Origin of the sequence: Bradyrhizobium sp. SZCCHNR1098, assembly GCF_032489375.1 — a bacterium.
Lineage (GTDB): Bacteria > Pseudomonadota > Alphaproteobacteria > Rhizobiales > Xanthobacteraceae > Bradyrhizobium.
Map to the genome: position 1 here is coordinate 37,423 of NZ_JAUEXY010000014.1, position 18,792 is coordinate 56,214.

Here is an 18,792-nt window from a genome sequence, read left to right on the forward strand (position 1 = left end):
TGAACGACTTATATCGTTAATCCGGCCTTAACGCGGTTCGGCGAGACTGTCGCTTGAGACGGAGTCGGACGATGCAACGCTTGCGGCTGAAGGCAGATGGACGGATCGTGGAGCTGCGTGACGGCGAGGAGATTCCGCTGGCGCCCGCGGCTCCGCTCGAAGTGCGCGACCTCAGGCGGCGGGTGCAGCTGACCCAGCAGGAATTCGCCGCCAAGCTCGGCGTGCCCGTCGAGACCATCCGCAACTGGGAGCAGGGCAAGCGCATGCCGCGCGGCCCGGCGCGCGCGCTGCTCACCGTCATCGCGCACGCGCCCGAGACGGTGTTTGCCGCCTTAGCCAAGACTTAAGCCAAACACGGGTCGTGCGTTGGCAACGCCCAGCGTGTGCCTACATAATGTTGCACGCGCTCTGGAGTGCACGGCCATGCTGATGATCGAGGCCAATGGTGCCGGAATTCCCGCTTTGGGTCTCGGAACCTGGGAGCTGCGCGGGCGCGCCTGCAGCCGCATCGTCGAGCAGGCGCTCACCCTCGGCTACCGGCACATCGACACCGCGCAGGTCTATGAGAACGAGCACGAGGTCGGCGAGGGCCTGCGCGCCTCCCGCGTCCGGCGCAACGAGGTGTTCCTGACAACCAAGGTGTGGACCACGCATTTCGCGCCGCACGATCTCGAACGCTCGGCCAAGGAGAGCCTGGTCCGGCTGCGCGTCTCCGAGGTCGACCTGTTGCTGCTGCACTGGCCCAACCCGCACGTGCCGCTGGCCGAGACGCTCGGCGCGCTGGCGCATGCCAAGACGCTCGGGCTCACACGCCACGTCGGCGTCTCCAATTTCACGGTTGCCTTGCTCGACGAGGCGGTGGCGGCATCGCCGGAGCCGCTGGTGTGCAATCAGGTCGAGTATCATCCCTATCTCGATCAGACCAAGGTCCGCGATGCCTGCGCGCGCCATGGCATTGCGCTTGTCGCCTACAGCCCGATCGCCAAGGGCAAGATCAAGAACGATCCGACCTTGACGCGGATCGGCCGCGCCCATGGCAAGAGCCCGGCGCAGATCTGCCTGCGCTGGCTGGTGCAGCAGAACGTCGTGGCGATCCCGCGCACCTCGAAGATCGAACGGCTGTCCGAGAACCTCGACGTGTTCGATTTCGAGCTCTCGGAGCAGGACATGGCCGACATCTTCGCGATGGGCAGTCCCGAAGGGCGGATGACCAACTTCGCCTTTGCGCCGAAATGGGATTGAGGGCGGCGCCCGCGCCGCTATGCTAGACACCGACATGGCAGGCGCGGCCGGCGGGCCGGATGGCGGCTGGCGCTGCAATCCCTGCCAATGATCGGCGAGACCGCGCGCAGCCCAGGCAATCGGTCCGGCGTTCGGTCAGGCGCGGGCGCAAGTGAAGCAGCATGGAACGTTGGCAGTTCATCCGTTGGGGCATCGCCGCATCGGTGCTCGCGCATCTCCTGATCGCCGGTGGGGTCGTGGTCTCGACCACGGTGCGTCCCTACGAGATTGCCAGGACTGACGAGGTTGCCGTCGACATCGTCGATGCCGACGACCCGCAGAAGACGCCGGATCCGGTGTCGACGCCGTCCCCATCGCCCGAGCTGACGCTGCCGCAGCTGGCGCCGAGCCCGTCGCCGGCGGCCGCCGCGCCGCCTCCGGCGCCTGAGCCGGCGCAGCCACCGGTGCAGGAGGCGAAGGAGATGCCGAAGCCGCCGTCTCCCTCACCGGCGCAGCCACGGCCTTCGCCGATGCCGCCGTCCAAGGCCGTGAAGACGGTCGCCAAGCCTTTGCCGCCGCCTGTGCCGGCTCCGGCGCCGAGCTATGTGCCGCCCGAGCCCGACATCACGGTGAAATACGGCGTCATGCTGGGCCTGCCGGAGCCGCTTTCGCCGCTGCCGCCGGCAATCGGCCCGGACGATGCCAAGGACGCCGGGCCGGCCGCGACGACCAACCTCGCGGCCAATCTGGAGACGGCGCTGCGTCAGCGGGTCAGGAGTTGCGCCCGTCTTTCGGCTTCGATGTCACCGTCCGACCGGGTCATGGTCAGGCTGCGCTTCGCAATGACGCCCGACGGGCGGCTGGCGACGGAGCCGGAGGTGAGGGAGGTGATCGCACCGCTGAAGGCTGCGCAGCTGAAGGAAAGCGCCGTCGAGGCATTGAACGCCTGCCAGCCCTATTCGATGCTGCCGCGGGATCGCTACGACGAGTGGAAGGTGATCGAGATGTCGTTCACGCCGCAGGACTTCACGCGCTGATCGTGTCGCGCGCGGGGGACGCAAATCGGAGCAAGTCGCTGTCGACGCGGCCACCGCCGATCCTGTATGCGTCCCGGAAGGCAAGGCTCCCATGGCCGAGACGGCGCGGCCCATGCACGCCTGAACACGGAGACGGCTGGACATGACGCTGAAGCTGGTGATCGGCAACAAGAACTATTCCTCATGGTCGATGCGGCCGTGGCTGGCGCTGCGCGGCTGCGACATCGCCTTCGAGGAGATCGTGATCCCGCTCTACACCGACGATCCCGCCGACAAGGCGCGCATCCTTAAGCATTCCCCGGCCGGCAAGGTGCCGATCCTGATCGATGGCGCGATCAGCGTGTGGGATTCACTCGCGATCATTGAATATCTCGCAGAGCGTTTCCCGCAAGCGGGGCTGTGGCCCGCCGATGCCGCTGCCCGCGCTCATGCGCGATCGGTCTGCGCGGAGATGCACTCCGGCTTCCCGGCCTTGCGCAACGAATGCCCGATGAACCTGCACCGGCCGGTGCGGCTGGTGGAGCTGTCTGCCGATGCCAAGGCCAACATCGCCCGGATCGAGGACATCTGGCGCGACTGCCGTGCCCGCTATGGCAATGGCGGGCCGTTCCTGTTCGGCCGCTTCGGCGCGGCCGACGCCATGTTCGCGCCGGTGGTCACGCGCTTCCACAGCTTCGCCATTCCGGTCGCCGCCGAGACCCGCGCCTACATGGACACGATGATGGCGATGCCGGAGTTCGCGGCGTGGGTGAAGGACGGACTTGCGGAGAGCTGGATCATCGACCGGGTCGAGAAAGTCTGAACGGCGTCGCCTGTTCACGATATGGTCTGCGGTGGACGAGCGAGCCCCGACGCGCTCGTCCAGGAATACCGCCTACGGCGTCATCCCGTTGAAGACTCTCGCAATCTCCGTGTTTGCCATGTCGTGAGGTCGCTGGTCAGGGCGGGCGGCGGCGTGATATAAGCGCGATATTTATAAAGACACGCCGGCCCGGGCAGCGGGACAAGGGGCTCTTGCCGGCACGCGAGCAGGAGAGGGCGTTGAAACACAAGTTCCCCATTGGATCGACCGTCTATTTTACCGCGAGCAACGTCTCGCGTCCGGCCGCCACCGGCACCTACGAGATCATCCGCCAGCTTCCGACGGAAGACGACGACTGCCAGTATCGGATCAAAAGCTCGACGGAAGCCTTTGAGCGGGTTGCCAGAGAGAGCCAATTGGCCTTGTCTTGAGGATGACGTGCCGCGTCGGCGGAGGCGGCCGCCGGAGACGTAGCCGAAGCGAGAGGGGGAGTTGCCACGCGTTCGGGAGCCGTGGCGCGAGACGCTGACGATTGCTGCGCGATCCCTTTGGGGATAGCGGGTAGCTCCACACCATCCGGCGCCCGCAGGCGCATGGAATCGTCCTATTGTCGTGGTGGGGCCGCAATCGATCGGGTGATCATTTGAATTTGATGATCGTTTCACGGCCGTCCCATGTAGGGACGCCATCGGGCCCGCTCTCGCTGGCCCACGTCAGGAACAAGCGCGCATGAACTCGACCTGGCCTTCCTCGTTGGATCAGCTCTTGAACTCACCGGCGTTCCCGATGTGGCTCACCGTTGCCGCGGCGGGTTTCTTTGCACTGATCGTCCTGATTACCCTGCTCAGGGCCGAGAAATCGGTCGCCAACGGCGCGCTGACGGTGATCACGCTGCTGGCGGTCGGGATTGCGGTGGCGTCGATGATGCGGAGCCAGGATGCGAGCCCGCGCGGCGCCAATGGCGATCCTGCGGCGACCGCCACCGTCAGCTTCTCGCCGCCCGCTCTGGCCTGCGTGGATGATCTCGCCGGCGACCTGGTGCTCGCGAATTGCGAGAAGAGCCTGTTCGGATCGGCCGAGATGACGGCCGCGGCCGTCAGTTATGCGGCGGGCATGCTGAGCCGGCTGTCCCAGGCGGGCGACGTCGCCAGCGCCAACAAGGTGATGACCGCCGAGCTGCTGGCGCTGCGCCGCGCCGTGGAGCGCGATCGTTATGGCCTGATGGCCTATGTGCTGCTGACGCGCGACCGCTGCACGCCGAGCGATTGCGTGATGTTCCGTGCCGTGGGCGATCGCCAGCAACTGATGAACAACATGGAAGGGCGGACCTATGAGGGGCTGGTGACGCGCTACGCCTCGCAGTGGAATGCGGCCCCGGGCCAGCCCGTCGCTGGAACCTTTGCGGGACTGGCGCCTCCAGGGCAGGCGCCGTCGGCGCCGAGCGGCAAGCCGACGACCGCGGAATTTCCCAGCTCGGCCAATACCCCGCCGGTCAGCATCATGAATCCCGAGCCGACGGCCTCGACGCGCTCGGTCGCTCCGGCAGCCGCTGCGCCGAAGCCGCCGACGCAGCTTGCGCCGTCGCCCGCAGCGCCGCCGACCGTGGCTGCCAGCCACGCCCAGGCGCCGCCGGCGGCCAAGAAGGCCGCACCGAAGCCGAAGCCGGCTGCCGCGGCGCCTCAAGCGGCGCCTGACGCCGCCGAGCCGGCCGCCAACAACGAATAGATCCCGCTGGTCGAACCGCCATCATGCCTCTGCACCTGATCAAGCTCGCCGTCGGCTGCGAGTCCGTGAAAGAGCTGAAGGAGTGGATCGCCGAGCGCATGCTCGCGGCCAAGAAGAAGGGCCTGCCGCAGCAGCACGTCCATGTCACGCGGATGACGCCGAAACGGGTCGAGGACATCCTCGCCGGCGGCTCGCTGTACTGGGTGATCCGCGGTGAGGTCGCCGCGCGCGAGAAGATCGTCGGCATCGAGCCGTTCCGCGACGGCGACGGCATCGGGCGGTGCCGCATCATCATGCAGCCGAAGGTGATCGCGGTGTCGCCGCGGCCGATGCGTCCGTTCCAGGGGTGGCGCTATCTGACGACCGAGGATGCGCCGGCCGATCTCGGCAAGTCCAGTGCGGCGGGGGTCGAAGCCATGCCCGAGCCGCTGCGCCGCGAGCTGCGCGATCTCGGCCTGCTGTAGCCGCTCGACGAGTTGCCGGTGTTGCGCGTGAGCATCTCACGCCGGGGCGGAAGTTCAGACTCGATCGCAAGGGCAGAGCGTACGCTCTACCCGGCGTCAGTTGCCGCTGACTCTGGCCTTGCGGGCCAGGGAGCACTCGCGGTCTTGGCGAACCGCTGATTTGCCGGCGGCTCAACCGGCGATATTGTCGATCAATCGCGTGGTTCCGATCTTGGCCGCGACCAGGATGCGTATCGGTCCTGACTCGTTCGGGGCGATGGGCGCCAGTGTCTCGGCGTGGCGGACCTCGAGATAGTCCAAGGCGAAGCCGGCTTCGGTGATCGCGGCGGCGCCGTCCCCAATCGCCGCCTGCATGTCGTCGCCGGCGCGCAGCCGGGCCGCCAGCTCCTTCAGGACACGGTACAGCGTCGGCGCCGCCCGCCGCTCGTCTGCAGTGAGGTAGACATTGCGCGACGACATCGCGAGCCCGTCGCGTTCGCGCACCGTACGCGATCCGACGACGCGGACGCCGAGATCGAGGTCGCGCGCCATCTGGGCGACGACGCGGAGCTGCTGATAGTCCTTCTCGCCGAAGATCGCGACGTCCGGCCGGCATTGCGTGAACAGCTTGGCGACCACGGTCGCGACCCCGCCGAAGAAATGCGGACGGAAGCGATCCTCCAGCCCGGCCAATGCCGCGCCTTCCGGCACGACCCGCGTCGCGAAGCCGTCCGGATACATCGCCTTCGCGTCGGGATGCCAGATCAGATCGACGCGCTCGGCCGCAAGTTTCGCAACATCCTCCTTCCAGGTCCGGGGGTAGGAACCGAAATCCTCCGTCGGCGCGAACTGAGTCGGGTTGACGAAGATCGAGACGACCACCTTGTCGGCGCGGCGCTTCGCCAGCCGGACCAGCGAGACGTGGCCTTCATGCAGCGCGCCCATGGTCGGCACGAGCGCGATGCTGGCCTTTCTCGCGCGCAAGCTGTCGAGCTCGCGGCGGAGGGCGGAAACGGTGCGGGCGACGCGAGGGCTTCGTGACATTTTTGCTCGATCTCACAGCGAAAAATTGCGGTTGCTCTGTTCGGCCTTGACGCTCGGGCGACCGCCCTTAACAAGGACGCGACACGCCGCTCAGCATACTTGAATACGCCTGTTAGCACGTCTCCGCGTCCGATGCGGAGTTGGTAAACGCGCGCGTCAAGTAGTAGCGGAGGATGCGTCCCCCGCGGGATTCACGATGACGATGCATTTCACTTGACCGCAGACGACCGTGACTCGAAGATGATCGTAAGAGGTCGACAACATGCTGGTGCAGACTAGCCAAGGACAATCGGGCTCGGCCCACGTGGTTGTGCTTGGAAACGAGAAGGGCGGGTCGGGCAAGTCGACCACCGCCCTGCACATTGCCGTGGCACTCCTCAAGGCCGGCCAGCGCGTCGCCACGATCGATCTCGACTGCCGCCAGCAGAGCTTCACCCACTACATCAACAACCGCAGCGCCTGGGCGCGCCGCACCGGCCTGCGCCTTGAGCTGCCGACGCACTACTGCATCCAGCTCGGCCGGACGTTGCAGATCGACGAGAACGAGAACGCCGAGTTCCAGCAGTTCATGGAGGCGGTGAGCGCCGTCGAACGCTCGTTCGATTTCATCGTCATCGATACGCCCGGCAACGACAGCTACCTGATGCGCCTGGCGCATTCGATGGCGGATACGCTGGTCACGCCGATCAACGACAGCTTCCTCGACTTCGACGTGCTGGGAACGGTCGATCCGGCGACCTATGCCGTGACCGGCGAGAGCCACTATGCGGAGATGGTGCGTGACGTCCGGCGCAAGCGCCGCCAGGTGGACGGTGCGATGACCGACTGGATCGTGGTCCGCAACCGGCTGTCGATGCTCGGCTCCCGCAACAAGCAACTGGTCGCCGACGGCCTCAAGGACCTGTCGCTGCGGCTCGGCTTTCGCGCCATCGACGGTTTTGCCGAACGCGTCGTCTATCGCGAGTTCTTCCCGCGCGGACTGACCGCGCTCGACGACATCGACGAAGCGACCCTGGGCACCCGCCCCAATCTCGGCCACGTCACGGCCCGGGAGGAGGTCACCAGCCTGCTGCGGCAGCTCAAGCTGCCGCTGGACGAGCGCGGCCGCCGCCGCGCCGCGAACCGCGCCGAATGGTTCGCCCAGGTCGACAAGCCGCTCGACCTGCACGACATCATCAGCGCCTGAATACCGTCCGCAGTCCGGCGAAGCCGCGCCTGAGACATTGTGCGCGTTGAACGTGCGCCCGCCGCTTGGTTAACAATCCGCGTGACAGGGGGGACGGCGCGTTCAGCCTGCTTGGGGCGGACGAGGAAGATTTGTCTCAGGTCAACGCCGCGGCCGCCAACTTCGCTAGATTACCGTCAAATTCATGACTGATTTGAACCTGACGTTCAGGGCTCAAGTTACAGAGACGGGCGACGGAACCCGCTATGCTGCACAGCAACTAGGTGCGGCGCACAACGAACGGGCGACCGATACACAACATTTGGTCTTCCTGTCACAGCGCCGTTACATATATTAAACAGAACGGGTCGCGAGAGTCTTACAGGTTCAAAACTACCTTTGATTGTGCTCCCGAGGGACGAACATGAAGCGTGGAATAACCGTTCTTGTGTCTGTCAGCGTGCTGGCGGCCGTCGGCTACTTCACCGCGAGCAAGTGGGCGATCCGGCACGAGACCATCAGGTTCTATGACGCCTCGCGCGACAACCGTCTGGTCGAAGTCGCCGTGGCCGTCCGCCGCGACAAGGAGATGCAGGCCGAAGCCGGCATGGTCAAGCTGCCGGTCGCGATCCTCAATCACGGCAACACCGTCAAGTTCACCGAGTACTCGTTCCTGGCCAACGTATTTGCTGCGCGCGGCTACATGGCGGTCAGCATCCAGCACGACCTGCCGACCGATGCGCCGATGGTGACGAAGGTCGGCGAGCCCTATGTCGGCCGCCTGCCGCAGATCCAGCGCGGCGTCGCCAACATCCGGTTCGCCGTCGAGCAGATGCACCAAGTGCAGCCGAACGCCGACTATGATCATCTGACGATGGTTGGTCATTCGATGGGCGGCGACATCTCGATGTATTTCGCCAAGCAGTATCCCGAAGACGTCCGGAAGGTCGTCACGCTCGACAACCTCCGCGTCCCGTTCGTCACCGACGGCAAGTTCAAGATCCTGTCGTTCCGTTCGAAGGACCCGCAATTCAAGACCGATCCCGGCGTGATCCCGAGCGACGACATCTGCGAGAAGGAAGGCATCACGGTCGTCAACACGGACTTCCAGCACAACGACATGCGCGACACCGGACCCGACGACGCCAAGTCGTCGATCCAGGCCATGCTGGACAAGTTCCTCGCCGACAGCGACAGCAGCAGCGACATCGGGCCGGTCAAGACCAAGACACCATTGCTCGATCCGGGGCCCGTCGCGCCCTATGCGCCGGTCGGCAAGACCGCGACGCCGGCCAAGCCGCTGACGCATTGAGCGCGCAAGCCGGGATGCACGCCAGCCTCGCCTGACCCTTGCCGCCCACCACGACGGGCGGAATGAACGACGTAAGCGGCAGATGGGTCGCTGCCGTCATTGAAGCTGTTCGTCCGGCTGCCCACATGATGCGCGTCCGAGCAAGGTGCGCGTATGGTCGATCGTCGTACGAAGCCAGGTTCTGCGCCGATGACCACGGCCGACGATGGCTCGCGCCAGCAACGGTTGCCGGACGATGCGCGCTCCACGGCAGACGCCGTTGCGGCGTTTGTGGCGCAGGCCAAGGCCATGGCTCCTGCAGCTCAGGGAACCAGAGGTCGTCTCGTCTTTGCGCTTGATGCGACCCTGAGCCGCCAGCCGACCTGGGACATGGCCTGTGCCCTGCAGGCCGACATGTTTCGCGAGGCCGCCGCACTCGGCAGCCTGGATATCCGGTTGGTGTACTATCGGGGCTTCGATGAATGCCGCGCCACTGGCTGGATCTCCGACAGCGCTGAGCTCGCCCGGCTGATGGGCAAGATCGATTGTCGCGGCGGCCAGACCCAGATCGGCAAGGTTCTTGCCGAGGCGCGACGCCATGCGACAGCGTCTGGAATCCGCGCCGTCGTGTTCGTTGGCGACGCGATGGAGGAGAATGTCGACGTGCTCTGCGCAAAGGCCGGCGAGCTCGGGCTGTTGAAGGTCCCGCTGTTCATGTTCCAGGAGGGCAATGAGCCCGCGGCCGAGCAGGCTTTTCGCGAGATGGCGCGGCTGTCGGGGGGAGCATGGTGCCGCTTCGATCCCGGCGCATCCGCGCAGTTGCGCGATCTTCTGCGCGCCGCGGCGGCCTATGCTGCCGGTGGTCGCGCGGCGCTGCTCCGGCTCGCCGGCTCCGAAGCGGGCGCGGCACGTCTGATCGGGCAGATGAAGTAGAGATCGATCTCGGCCGCCGCCAATATCAAGCCCGGCGCACCGGCTCGAGCCTGCCGGTCGCGTACGCAGCCGATCATGCTTTTTGTCCCGACACGCCCTATATTCGGATCATGACACTGATCGCTGGCGCCGTCGCCGTCATCACCCTTTATCTGTTGCTGCAGATGTTCCGGAACGCGAATCCGGCGGCGCTGGCGCGCGCGCTCAAGTTTGCCGGTGGCATCGGCTGCCTTGCGGTGGCAGCCTTCACCGGCCTCCGCGGCGAGCTGGTGGTGGCGATCCCGATCGGGCTGTTCGGGGCGGGATTGCTCGGCTGGTCACCGGGTGGGCTCGGCAATGTCGGCAGCATGTTCGGGCTGGGCGGGCAGCGCTCGTCCGGTCAGAACTCGCGGGTGCGCTCGCAATTCATCGAGATGGTGCTCGATCACGACAGCGGGCAGATGCAGGGCCGTTTCGTCGCCGGCGTCCATGCCGGCCGGTCGCTGGACGAGTTCGATCTGCCGCAGCTCGCCGCGATGACGCCGAGCCTCGATGCCGACAGCGTCGCTCTACTTGAAACTTATCTGGACCGCCGGTTTCCCGCTTGGCGTCAGCACGCGGAGCGCGATGCGGCAGGGCGGCAGGGACGCGCGGCGTCGAGCTCCAAAATGACGGAAGAGGAGGCCTATCAGATCCTTGGCCTGCAGCCGGGCGCGGGGCGAGACGAGATCGGTCGGGCCCACCGTGCGCTCATGAAGAAACTGCATCCCGACCAAGGGGGGTCGACGTACCTCGCCGCCCGGGTGAACGAGGCCAAGGATACTCTGCTTCGTACGCATCACGGCTAACTCCGGCAACGCCACCAACGCCACAACACCGAACCCGCTTTCAACGCAACTTTGTCGACGCCTGCGGCTCTCGCCCTTGCCAGGCACGATCGTTCGTCATGGTGAAAAAGTTCTAGCGGCAAATCCTTGACGAGTGGTTTGCGGCCGTGCGTCCCGATCATCGATCGCGTGGTCCGCAAACGAAAAGGCCCGCGCTGTGTCGCGCGGGCCTCATCGGAACAGGATCGGTGCCGGCGTTAGTTGTGCACGGTCATGCAGGAGATGTCGGCGCGCTTCAGCTTCTTGCAGACGGCCTCGGCCTGATCACGATCGAGTCCTGCGAAGCGGGCGCGGATCAGGGTCTTGTCGCCCTTCGCGACCGTCTCGGTGAAGGGATCGGCCTTGCTGAGGAGGCCTTGCGCCGAGCTGCGGGCCGCCTCGATCCGCTTCTGGGCCTCGGCCTCGTTGTCCAGCGCACCGACCTGGATGATCCAGCCGCTCCGCGTCACGGAAGGCTTGCTCGGAAGCTCCGCCGCGGCGCTCGCGGAGGCGATCTGCGTCGGTGCCGGCTGGGCCGGAGGCGCCGCATAGGCCATGGCCTGCGACGAGCCTGCCGGCAGGCTGGAGGCAGGCAGCACGCCGAGAATGCCGTTGCCGGTGCCATGGCCCGGCGGCTGCGGCGGCATGTCGGGACGGGGGGCCTCGGCGCGGGTGATCGGCGGCGCCGGCTCGATGGCCTCGACGCGCTGAGCGAAGGGCGCGGGAGCAGGGGCGGCCGGCTGCGGCGCGGCGGTCGCGAGCTTGACCGCGCCGGCCTTGACCTGGACCGTCCTGACCTTGACCGGCTTCATCGGCTCGGTCGAGCCGGGAACGATCGACATCGGCTGGCTCTGGATCACACCGGAGGTCATCGGCGCCGGCTCGACCTTGGCCTCTCGCGGTGCCGCCGGCGGCAGAGCCGCGGTGGCTTCCGAGAGGGTCGAGATGATCTTGGAGGCGCGGCTCGGGGCCGGCGTCTCCGGCGCCGCGGAGGCGAGCTGCACCGTGCCCTGGTTCGGATCGCCGCCGTCGGAGCCGCCGCGCTCGCCGATCGCCGCCACGGTGCGCCGGGTCGCGCCCTTGTCGAGGTTTTCGGCAAGCAGGTTGCGCATGATGGCGTCGCGCGAGCCGCCGCTGCGGCCGCCGAGCACGACACCGACGAGGTGGCGGTTGCCGCGGCGCAGCGAGGTCACGATGTTGAAGCCGGAGGCGCGGGTATAGCCGGTCTTGATGCCGTCGATGCCCTCGACATTGCCGAGAAGATGGTTGTGGTTGCGGATCGACTGGCCGCGATAATTGAACACCACCGTCGAGAAATAGCGATAGTAGCGCGGGAAGCGGTCTTGGATCGCGCGGCCCAGGATCGACTGGTCGCGCGCCGTCGTGATCTGCGCGTCGGCGGGGAGGCCGGAGGCGTTCACATAGGTGGTGCGGCTCATGCCGAGCGAGCGCGCCTTGCGCGTCATCATCTTGGCGAACTCGTCCTCGTCGCCGCCGATCGCCTCCGCGATGACCACGGCGGCGTCGTTGGCCGACCGCGTCACCAGGCCCTTGATCGCGTCCTCGACGCGGATCGTCTGACCGGGGCGCAGGCCGAGCTTGGTCGGCGACTGCTCGGAGGCGTGCTCGGACACCGGCATCTCGGTATCGAGCTTCATCTTGCCGGAATCGAGCCGCTCGAACAGCAAATAGAGCGTCATGATCTTGGTGAGCGAGGCGGGGTGCCGCGAGGCGTCGGGATTGGTCGCCGTCAGCGTCGCGCCGGAATTGCCGTCGACGACGATCGACGCGAACGCCGGGCTGTAGCTGCCCTCGTCATTATGGGGCGAGTGCCGCGCGTGATGCTGCCGATGGCGCCGACGCGCCTCCGCGCTGTCGACCGTGACCACTGCTGCCGTCGCGAGGGTGATCAGTCCGTAGACGCCAACTCGCAACAGGCGCGAGGAAGCCATTTGTTTGCGAAGCATGAAATCCCCGTCCAATTTCTGACGTGATCACCGGCCCGTAAGGCGAAATTGTGCCGAACGCCCCCGTAACCGTGCCTGTCGGACCTCCCGATCGCGCCATGACGCTACCAAGCATCGAAGGGCTCGAACTGAGGTTTTGTTAAGACGCTGTTTTAGAACAGCTTTACGGTTCGGCCGACGCTGGCCGGGACCACCGGAGAGGTTAGGACGGTCGAGTTGCCAAAGGATTAAAGAAACCTTGCGCCGACGGTCGGTATTTCCGCGGAACTGGCCCGGGTTGGGGCGCCTGACGGTGCATCGAGACCGCAATGCCCGCGATGGTGCATTGCACAAGATTCTTGATTTTTTTTGTGCGCTGCACTATATTATGGATGCGTCAGGGAGCCGGGGCTTCCCTGAGGGCGCTCAAAATCAGGGAAAGGAATGCCACATGTTTAAGGTTGAAGACTTTCAGAACTACGGCAAAGAGCAGTTCGAGACCGTCGTGAACTCTGCGACCACCGTGCAGAACGGGCTCCAAGCCATCGCCACCGCGTATGGCGACTACACCAAGAAGTCGTTCGAGGACACCAAGTCGTTCGTCGAGAAGCTCCAGGGCGTGAAGTCGCTCGACAAGGTGCTCGAGGTGCAGACCGAGTTCGCCAAATCGGCCTACGAGACCTTCGTCGCCGATTCGCAGAAGATCGCCGGGCTGTATTCGGATCTCGCCAAGCAGGCGTTCAAGCCGCTGGAAGGCATCGCCGCCAAGTTCACCCCGCCGGCCGCGCACTGACCGTTCGCGCCCTGTAGGGAGCACAAAGCCCGGCTTGCGCCGGGCTTTTTTGTTGGCTGAAGGCGGAGCGCTGTCGGTGCCCGGCGCTTCTGTTATTTGGCAACCCGCAGCTTCGACAATGCGGTGCCGATCGAGTTGAACGTGGTCACGATCTGGCTCGAGCTCGTCAGCATGTAGAACTTGTCGGGACTGCTGGCGCAGTTCTGCAGCACGGCCGAGGTCGGATCGGCGGGCGAGCTCGTGTTCACCTGGATCGTGTAGATCGTGTACATCGCGTTGCCCTTCGAATCCTTGGTGTTCTTCAGGTTCGAGCAGAGCAGGGCCTGGCGCGCGTCGATCGGGTTGCCCGAGGCTTGCGACGAGCCGTTGCCGTATTCGGGCCAGCGGTCCTCGGTGTTCAGGCCGTCCGACAGCAGGATGATGACGCGATTGTAGGTGGTGTTGACGTCCTCCGCCGGCGCGGCCAGCACGCCGTTCGGAATCAGCGACTGTACGGCCCAGGCAAGTCCGATCGCCTGATTGGTGCCGCCGGTGGGCTGCATGGCGTTGACGGCGCTCTTCAGCGAGCTCCAATTGTAGCTGAGCGGCACGATCTCCGCGAGCTTGGTCGAGGCCGTGCTGCTGCAGTACTGGGTGCTGTTCTCCATGTGCTGGTTGGCCGGGAACAGCGTCGTCACGTCGGAGGTCGCGGGCGACACGGCATTCGCGTCGTTGGGCTGGGTGCGGTCGGCGACGCAGCCGGTCCAGGTGCTCTTGGTATTGGCGATCCAGGTGTGCGTGAAGGTGTTGACCTTGCACACCGTGCTGGATCCGCTTCCCGTGCAACTGCACGTGTTGTTCGGAAGATTGCTGCCGCTGGTCGGGCAGCTGCAGTAGCTGCCGGTGCACCAGTTCACCCGCGTGCTGGTCTGCACGCTGTCCCAGCAGCCGTTGTAGTAGCTATGCGAGGCGGAGTCGTAGCCCGGGCAGATATACCCGTTGTAGGTCCCGCTCGACGGGATCTTGGAGGCGCTGGAGCTGCCGGTCGCCGGGCCGCTGGTGCAGGAGAAGTAGGGGAAGCCGTTGCCGGACTTGAACGGACAGGAAGATCCCGGTCCCACCATGTCCCATTGGGACTGCGTGAAACTGCCGTTCGGGATTGCGGCCTGATAGGAGCCATTGGCGGGCTGGATCGTGGGCGGATTCTGCCAGTCGGTCCAGTCGATCCAGTCCTTGGCGTAATTGCTGGCGCCGACGTTCACGACCTTGGCGAATGGAACGACCGAGATGTAGACGTCGCCCGGGGTCTTGGCGAGCGCGCTGAGCTGGTCGATCAGCCCGCCGCTGCCGGCCACGGCGTTCTGCAGCGCGGACATCTTGCCGCTGGATGCCATCGAGCCGGTATTGTCGAGCGCGAGCGCCACCCGCATCTTCACGTCGCCCCAGGTCGATGTCGTTTTGACGCCGAAGTCCATGGTCGGAAAGCCGGCGATCTTCATGAACTGGGTGACGATCTGACCGGAGGCCGACAATTGGATGTTGGAGGCCGATGAGCTGGTCGAGGAGGTATAGCTGGCCGTCACGGTGACGTTCTGCGCGTCCGTGCTGGTGTAGAGCGCCTTGAAATAGGCGCTTGCCTTGGTTCCGACGTCGGCTGCGCTGATGGTGCCCTGCGCCAGGTCGCGCGACAGCATCAGCGAGGTGGAGTCGAGCGCGGCCTGCATCGACGACCGCGCGGCGTTCAGCCGGCTGTAGTCGACGCCTGCGCCGACGAAGGCCAGGATAGGGACGAGCGAGATGGCGAACAGCACGGAGATGTTGCCACCGCGGTCGCAGGCGAACCGTCGGGCGGCGCGGCGGCAGAGTCGAATGAAGGAGACATCGGTCATGTCGCTCACCAATTATGGTTTTCTGCAGGTGTTTTCGGTTCGGCTTCGTCAAGGACGGGTAAATCGAAACCGCGAAACACCGGGCCAATGCCCGCAGCGTGGCGCCGCGCCCGCAACCGAGCTGGTTCCCTGTCAATGCCCGCTGAATGGGCTTTGTAAAATGCGGCCGGTTTGATTAACCTTGCACCTCATCGCCGGGGCAGGGAATCGGTCCTGCCGGAGCGTCGGTCCGTCCTGGGCCTGCGCTTGCGGCAAACCGGTCGCTGACCCATATTCCGGGCGTCGGTCCGACCGAACCGGTCGGCTGGGACAGGCGATCTGGAAAGCAGGACCGGGTGGCGGAAAGCGGCCCGGCAGGGACAGGTCGGGGCAACCCTTATTGAGCAACCCTCCAAGTTGAGCGACCCTCCAAGGGAAACTCTTTATTGGGGGCCTCGCAGCCATATCTAACGCGTGCAAGATGTCGCAGCCAACTTCCAGATTGAACCGATCCGCGCCCAGGATGAGCAATAACGACAACAAGTCCGGTGGCACCGGTGGCCCGGCAACGTCCGTGATCACCAAGGTCAAGCCGAAGACCAAGCGCCCCAACCTCTACCGCGTCCTGATCCTGAACGACGATTACACGCCGATGGAGTTCGTCGTTCACGTCCTGGAGAAGTTCTTCAACAAGGACGTCGAGGCCGCGACCAAGATCATGCTCCACGTGCACCACCACGGCATCGGGGAGTGCGGCGTCTTCACCTACGAGATCGCCGAGACCAAGGTGACGCAGGTGATGGACTTCGCCCGCAAGCACCAGCATCCGTTGCAGTGTGTGATGGAGAAGAAATAGCCGGCTCTCTCCGCGAAGAGAGCCGCCGACGCGTGCAATAGCGAGCCAGAGGCCGGGGGCTCCGGCCGCTCGGGCGCGCCGGAGAAGTGGCGGTGGCGAATCGGAATCGCAAGTCGCCGCAGATGCAAATTGCTGCAGACGAGGTCGGCGCAATCCGGGCAGGTTTCACGTTTCGCCCGAAGAATTACGGCCGCTCCGGTCCCTATCTCTCCGCGCTGGGCCGCCTGCGCCGTTCGGTTGTCGCAAGCCCGATTTGCCGCAATCGGAACGGGTTTTGCATTGACGATCCGGTGAACCCGTAATCGAGCGGCTCGGCCGGTCTTTTGTCGCACTCGGTTATAACTATATTTGACGAAGGTTGTTGTTGCCTGACCGGGCGGCGGCGATCATGATGGCAAGGGGCCACAGAGGACGCGCATGCCGACTTTTTCTCAAAGCCTTGAACAATCCCTGCATCGTGCGCTGGCGATCGCCAACGAGCGTCATCATCAATACGCGACACTGGAACACCTCCTTCTGTCCTTGATCGATGACTCCGATGCAGCGGCCGTGATGCGCGCATGCAGCGTCGACCTCGACAAGCTGCGCGGCAGTCTCGTGAACTACCTCGAAACCGAGTTCGAAAATCTGGTCACGGACGGCAGCGACGACGCCAAGCCGACCGCAGGTTTCCAGCGCGTGATCCAGCGCGCCGTGATCCACGTTCAGTCGTCGGGCCGCGAAGAGGTGACCGGCGCCAACGTGCTGATCGCGATCTTCGCCGAGCGTGAGAGCCACGCCGCGTATTTCCTGCAGGAGCAGGACATGACGCGTTACGACGCCGTCAACTACATCAGCCACGGCATCGCCAAGCGGCCCGGCGTGTCCGAGGCCCGCCCCGTGCGCGGCGTCGACGAAGAGACCGAGACCAAGGGCAGTGAGGACTCCAAGAAAAAGGGCGAGGCGCTGGAAACCTATTGCGTCAATCTCAACAAGAAAGCGCGGGACGGCAAGATCGATCCGGTGATCGGCCGCAACTCCGAGATCAACCGCGCCATCCAGGTGCTGTGCCGGCGCCAGAAGAACAACCCGCTGTTCGTCGGCGAAGCCGGCGTCGGCAAGACCGCGATCGCCGAAGGCCTGGCCAAGCGCATCGTCGACAGCGAAGTGCCCGAGGTGCTGGCGGCGGCGACCGTGTTCTCGCTCGACATGGGCACCTTGCTCGCGGGCACGCGCTATCGCGGCGACTTCGAGGAGCGCCTGAAGCAGGTCCTCAAGGAGCTCGAAGCGCATCCGAATGCGATCCTGTTCATCGACGAGATCCACACCGTGATCGGTGCGGGTGCGACGTCGGGCGGCGCCATGGATGCGTCCAACCTGCTCAAGCCGGCGCTGGCCTCGGGCTCGATCCGCTGCATGGGCTCGACGACCTACAAGGAGTACCGCCAGCACTTCGAGAAGGACCGCGCGCTGGTGCGCCGGTTCCAGAAGATCGACGTCAACGAGCCGTCGGTCGAAGATGCGATCGCCATCCTGAAGGGCCTGAAGCCGTATTTCGAGGACTATCACCGGCTGAAATACACCAACGAGGCCATCGAGGCCGCGGTGCAGCTGTCGTCGCGCTACATCCATGACCGCAAGCTGCCGGACAAGGCGATCGACGTGATCGACGAATCCGGCGCGGCGCAGATGCTGCTGGCCGAGAACAAGCGCAAGAAGACGATCGGCATCAAGGAGATCGAGACCACGATCGCCACGATGGCGCGGATCCCGCCGAAGAGCGTGTCGAAGGACGACGCCGAGGTGCTCAAGCATCTCGAGCAGACCCTGAAGCGCGTGGTGTTCGGCCAGGACAAGGCGATCGATTCACTGTCGGCCTCGATCAAGCTGGCCCGTGCCGGCCTGCGCGAGCCGGAGAAGCCGATCGGCTGCTATCTGTTCTCGGGTCCGACCGGCGTCGGCAAGACCGAGGTCGCCAAGCAGCTCGCCTCGACCCTGGGCGTCGAGCTGCTGCGCTTCGACATGTCGGAGTACATGGAGCGGCACACGGTGTCGCGCCTGATCGGCGCGCCTCCCGGCTATGTCGGCTTCGACCAGGGCGGCCTCTTGACCGACGGCGTCGACCAGCATCCGCATTGCGTGGTGCTGCTGGACGAGATCGAGAAGGCGCATCCGGATCTCTACAATGTGCTGCTGCAGATCATGGATCACGGCCGGCTCACCGACCACAATGGCAAGCAGGTCAACTTCCGCAACGTGATCCTGATCATGACCACGAATGCGGGCGCGGCCGACATGGCCAAGCAGGCGTTCGGCTTCCATCGCTCGAAGCGGGAAGGCGACGACCACGAGGCGATCAACCGGCAGTTCGCGCCGGAATTCCGCAACCGGCTCGACTCCATCGTCTCGTTCGCGCACCTCAACGTCGAGGTGATCGGCATGGTGGTCGAGAAGTTCGTGCTGCAGCTCGAGGCCCAGCTCGCCGACCGCGACGTCACGATCGAGCTGTCGGAGCCGGCCAAGAGCTGGCTGATCCAGCACGGCTATGACGAGCAGATGGGCGCACGGCCGATGGGCCGCGTGATCCAGGAGCACATCAAGAAGCCGCTGGCCGACGAGGTGCTGTTCGGCAAGCTGAAGGGCGGCGGGCACGTCCGCGTCGTCCTCGTCAAGGACGAATCCGGCGTCGAGGAGAAGATCGGCTTCGAGTTCGTCGAGGGCCCCGTCACGCCGAAGTCCGAAGTTCCGGCCGCGCGCAAGCGCAAGCCGAAGTCCGGCGGCGGCTCGAAGGGGCCGGCGCCGAAGGGACCGCTGGTCAAGGCGTAAGCCTGACGCTACGAGATGACTACGAAAGGCCGGCCATCG

At 65.3% G+C, this 18,792-nt stretch carries 17 protein-coding genes; 14 read left to right on the top strand and 3 right to left on the bottom strand.

The genetic code is table 11. The features are described from left to right. Positions 1 to 71 precede the first annotated feature (71 nt). From QX135_RS25965 to QX135_RS25995, 7 genes are all read left to right on the top strand, one after another. Entirely contained in the window at positions 72 to 347 is a 276-nt protein-coding gene (locus tag QX135_RS25965; RefSeq protein ID WP_315740344.1) for a helix-turn-helix domain-containing protein, read from the top strand. A 76-nt stretch (positions 348 to 423) separates the two neighbouring features. Then, the gene (locus tag QX135_RS25970; protein WP_316180967.1) at positions 424 to 1,242 is read left to right on the top strand and encodes an aldo/keto reductase; all 819 of its coding nucleotides are present in this window, start codon (positions 424 to 426) and stop codon (positions 1,240 to 1,242) included. A gap of 161 nt (positions 1,243 to 1,403) precedes the next feature. Next, on the top strand, positions 1,404 to 2,258 hold the full coding sequence (locus tag QX135_RS25975) for a hypothetical protein (RefSeq protein WP_316180965.1): 855 nt from the start codon (positions 1,404 to 1,406) through the stop codon (positions 2,256 to 2,258). A gap of 142 nt (positions 2,259 to 2,400) precedes the next feature. Beyond that, entirely contained in the window at positions 2,401 to 3,060 is a 660-nt protein-coding gene (locus QX135_RS25980; RefSeq protein ID WP_315797979.1) for a glutathione S-transferase family protein, read from the top strand. A 239-nt stretch (positions 3,061 to 3,299) separates the two neighbouring features. Further along, positions 3,300 to 3,491 carry a hypothetical protein gene (locus QX135_RS25985; RefSeq protein ID WP_315740340.1) on the top strand — a complete coding sequence of 64 codons (192 nt, stop codon included), beginning with the start codon at positions 3,300 to 3,302 and terminating at the stop codon, positions 3,489 to 3,491. 298 nt (positions 3,492 to 3,789) lie between these two features. After that, positions 3,790 to 4,785: a hypothetical protein gene (locus QX135_RS25990; RefSeq protein WP_315812846.1), complete on the top strand. Its 996-nt coding sequence runs from the start codon at positions 3,790 to 3,792 to the stop codon at positions 4,783 to 4,785. A gap of 23 nt (positions 4,786 to 4,808) precedes the next feature. After that, positions 4,809 to 5,249, top strand: a complete 441-nt coding sequence (locus QX135_RS25995; protein WP_315740338.1) for a DUF1489 domain-containing protein — start codon at positions 4,809 to 4,811, stop codon at positions 5,247 to 5,249. Positions 5,250 to 5,420: 171 nt separating this feature from the next. On the opposite strand, the gene panC is transcribed toward QX135_RS25995, so the two are convergent. After that, positions 5,421 to 6,272, bottom strand: a complete 852-nt coding sequence (panC, locus tag QX135_RS26000) for a pantoate--beta-alanine ligase (protein WP_316180962.1) — start codon at positions 6,270 to 6,272, stop codon at positions 5,421 to 5,423. Positions 6,273 to 6,534: 262 nt separating this feature from the next. Between panC and QX135_RS26005 the strand changes: the two genes are divergently transcribed. From QX135_RS26005 to QX135_RS26020, 4 genes are all read left to right on the top strand, one after another. After that, the gene (locus tag QX135_RS26005; RefSeq protein ID WP_315740336.1) at positions 6,535 to 7,458 is read left to right on the top strand and encodes a division plane positioning ATPase MipZ; all 924 of its coding nucleotides are present in this window, start codon (positions 6,535 to 6,537) and stop codon (positions 7,456 to 7,458) included. Positions 7,459 to 7,861: 403 nt separating this feature from the next. After that, a complete protein-coding gene (locus QX135_RS26010; protein WP_315740335.1) occupies positions 7,862 to 8,749 on the top strand; it encodes an alpha/beta fold hydrolase in 888 nt (295 codons plus the stop codon). 153 nt (positions 8,750 to 8,902) lie between these two features. After that, positions 8,903 to 9,661: a VWA domain-containing protein gene (locus tag QX135_RS26015; protein ID WP_409997715.1), complete on the top strand. Its 759-nt coding sequence runs from the start codon at positions 8,903 to 8,905 to the stop codon at positions 9,659 to 9,661. 110 nt (positions 9,662 to 9,771) lie between these two features. Next, positions 9,772 to 10,488, top strand: coding sequence for a DnaJ domain-containing protein (locus QX135_RS26020; protein ID WP_315754567.1), 717 nt, complete (start codon positions 9,772 to 9,774; stop codon positions 10,486 to 10,488). Positions 10,489 to 10,724: 236 nt separating this feature from the next. On the opposite strand, the gene QX135_RS26025 is transcribed toward QX135_RS26020, so the two are convergent. Beyond that, entirely contained in the window at positions 10,725 to 12,473 is a 1,749-nt protein-coding gene (locus QX135_RS26025) for a D-alanyl-D-alanine carboxypeptidase (RefSeq protein ID WP_315754486.1), read from the bottom strand. 430 nt (positions 12,474 to 12,903) lie between these two features. Here QX135_RS26025 and QX135_RS26030 point away from each other — a divergent pair, with 430 nt between their 5' ends. After that, on the top strand, positions 12,904 to 13,245 hold the full coding sequence (locus QX135_RS26030; RefSeq protein ID WP_315718372.1) for a phasin family protein: 342 nt from the start codon (positions 12,904 to 12,906) through the stop codon (positions 13,243 to 13,245). Between the two features lie 92 nt (positions 13,246 to 13,337). Here QX135_RS26030 and QX135_RS26035 read toward each other — a convergent pair whose 3' ends face one another. Further along, a complete protein-coding gene (locus QX135_RS26035) occupies positions 13,338 to 15,113 on the bottom strand; it encodes a pilus assembly protein (protein WP_315740332.1) in 1,776 nt (591 codons plus the stop codon). A 502-nt stretch (positions 15,114 to 15,615) separates the two neighbouring features. Here QX135_RS26035 and clpS point away from each other — a divergent pair. Both clpS and clpA read left to right on the top strand, forming a co-directional pair. Continuing rightward, positions 15,616 to 15,948: an ATP-dependent Clp protease adapter ClpS gene (clpS, locus tag QX135_RS26040; protein ID WP_006611275.1), complete on the top strand. Its 333-nt coding sequence runs from the start codon at positions 15,616 to 15,618 to the stop codon at positions 15,946 to 15,948. Positions 15,949 to 16,365: 417 nt separating this feature from the next. Then, entirely contained in the window at positions 16,366 to 18,753 is a 2,388-nt protein-coding gene (gene clpA / locus QX135_RS26045) for an ATP-dependent Clp protease ATP-binding subunit ClpA (RefSeq protein ID WP_315740331.1), read from the top strand. The last annotated feature ends 39 nt before the right edge of the window (positions 18,754 to 18,792 follow it).